General features: G+C 47.0%; 2 protein-coding genes. Both read right to left on the bottom strand.

From position 1 onward, the window contains the following. Positions 1-575: glucosaminidase domain-containing protein (locus ACFQ8T_RS21660; RefSeq protein WP_430548512.1), on the bottom strand; the 575-nt coding region annotated here is incomplete at its 3' end. Between the two features lie 237 nt (positions 576-812). After that, positions 813-1919, bottom strand: a complete 1107-nt coding sequence (locus ACFQ8T_RS21655; protein ID WP_376642734.1) for a hypothetical protein — start codon at positions 1917-1919, stop codon at positions 813-815. Positions 1920-2047 lie beyond the last annotated feature (128 nt).

The raw sequence follows: 2047 nt of genomic DNA, 5'->3' as shown, positions 1-2047 counted from the left end.
TCTTTAATACCGTTCACTTTCGCCAACTCCTTCACTGACGTATTATATTTCTTTGCAATTGCTGTCAATGTGTCACCCGCCTTAACGGTATATGTCGAGCCGGACGACTTGGCAGGTTTCGCCTTCACTGCGGCTTTGTTCCCGACCTTATCGTATTTCGTCAGCCCGTGGGCTTCGATTGTGGCGATAAGCTTCTTCGCATAGTTCGGGTCTGTCGCATATCCACCCTTTTGGATGGCGGCACAAGCTTGTACATAGTTCGTTTCCCCGACAACAGCCTTATAACGGTCAAGACGGTTATAGAGGTTCACAAGGTCTATGATAGAATCGCGAACAGACTTATACGCCCGGAACCCTGCTTTGATTGTTTTATCGACCCCGTTTAAAACCTCCCACGTGCCCATATGAACGGTTCCAGCGTTCCCGATACCTTTTATACCAAACAGGTTATTTGCACGCGTAGCAAGCCCGGATTTGCCCCAATTTGACTCATGTATGGCTTGTGCTGTGATAACTGAAGGTAAAACTCGACTTACACCGTATAATTTTTGTGCTTCACTTGCAACATTCTCCATGAAACTCATTCTTTTACACTCTCCCTCATTTGTTGTCTCATTTCATTTATTTGTTCGTCTGAAGCGGATTCAATCCATAGTTTTCTATCCTTCTGAAATTGCGCCCGCCAATATCCCGGCGGCTGTACGGTTGTCGCATTATCCGGTACGGAATCAGCCGGAACAATTTCAGGATAGTCGAAGATGAAATCCGAATCATATACGAATACTTGTATCATTTCCATTGCTCCAACCCTCCTAGTAAGGCACTGCCGCGTCTAATGACCAACTGGACACGGCGGACTGATTGTTTCCTGAAAAGCCGACAAACGCCAGTTTACCGTCAGTGTTGATATAAAATTTTGTGAAGCCTGTCGTTCCGTATGCTGTTGCCATGACCGCCTTTTTGTCTGACGGTGAATATGACGCGGGCAATTGTGCAAAGTCAACGCCGAGGTCACACGCCACGTCACCTTTTAGCATGAGGATGTTTCCCCAGCGGGTATACTGCGGTGTTCTTCCTGACGCCTTTGCTCCATTCAATAACGGAAGGTTATACCATGTGAGCGCCATAAAATCATTTTGTGTAAACAGCTGTCGCCAACCCCTGAATACATTGTCAGTGTGTATAACACCAATCCATGACGTATTATCATAGGAACGTGTCAGAACCAATTTCCGCAGACCGTTTGGCGCTGGTAGAATGTCGAGATAGTACCAAGAAGCGTCACCCGGTAACGGTAGTTGATTCCATCCTGTCCCATAATAAAAACCGGGTGGTGCGGTGAATATGCTGTCAGCTGAAGCCAACCGTTTCCGCATTCCTTCAGCATCCGTTAATGCATATTTCTGTGAGAAGTTTTGAACCCCGATAACATCCTGAAGCGATAGATTCGTTGTCTGTAAATCCTTTTGCAGCTGTGTCGCATCCGTAGCAGCTTGATTCCATTTCAAACGTTCAGAATCCGAGACGTGAGGTTTAGCATTTGCGATATGGTTCTTCAGGTTTGTTTCTGATGTCGTCACCCTGTCACTCATACCGTCCCACTTGGTACGGTCTTCAGACGATACGTGTTTGGTCGTGTCCTTTACATGAGCGTCCAAGACTCGGCCGAATGAATCAACGTCAGCCTTCATACTTTGAATTTGTTGGTCAGTTGCACCAGTTGACCCACCGTCCGCGGTATCCTCTAACGCTTGGACTTTTTGCTGAAGCGTCAGAATATCGTTCTTTATCTCATCTGACACGTCCATATGGTCAACGGTGTCCTGAAGCTTTGCCATCTTGTCTTTTAAATCTGAAATACTTGTTTTGACGCCTGTATCATCATAGGGCGGCGTCCGCCTTGACCCGAGTTCAATCAATTAGGACACCTCCACGATTGTGACGACTGTCTCAGTATCAGCGACTAGGTACACGTCAGGGCTTTGGCTATGAACCTTAAATGTTAGCGGGCTGTCGGTAGACGTGAGCGGCGCACCTGTAGTCGTCT

It is taken from the genome of Isoptericola sp. NPDC056618 (assembly GCF_042792715.1).
Taxonomy (GTDB): domain Bacteria; phylum Actinomycetota; class Actinomycetes; order Actinomycetales; family Cellulomonadaceae; genus Isoptericola; species Isoptericola nanjingensis.
Note: the sequence above shows the minus strand (reverse complement) of the source record. Positions and strands in the feature narration are given on the sequence as shown.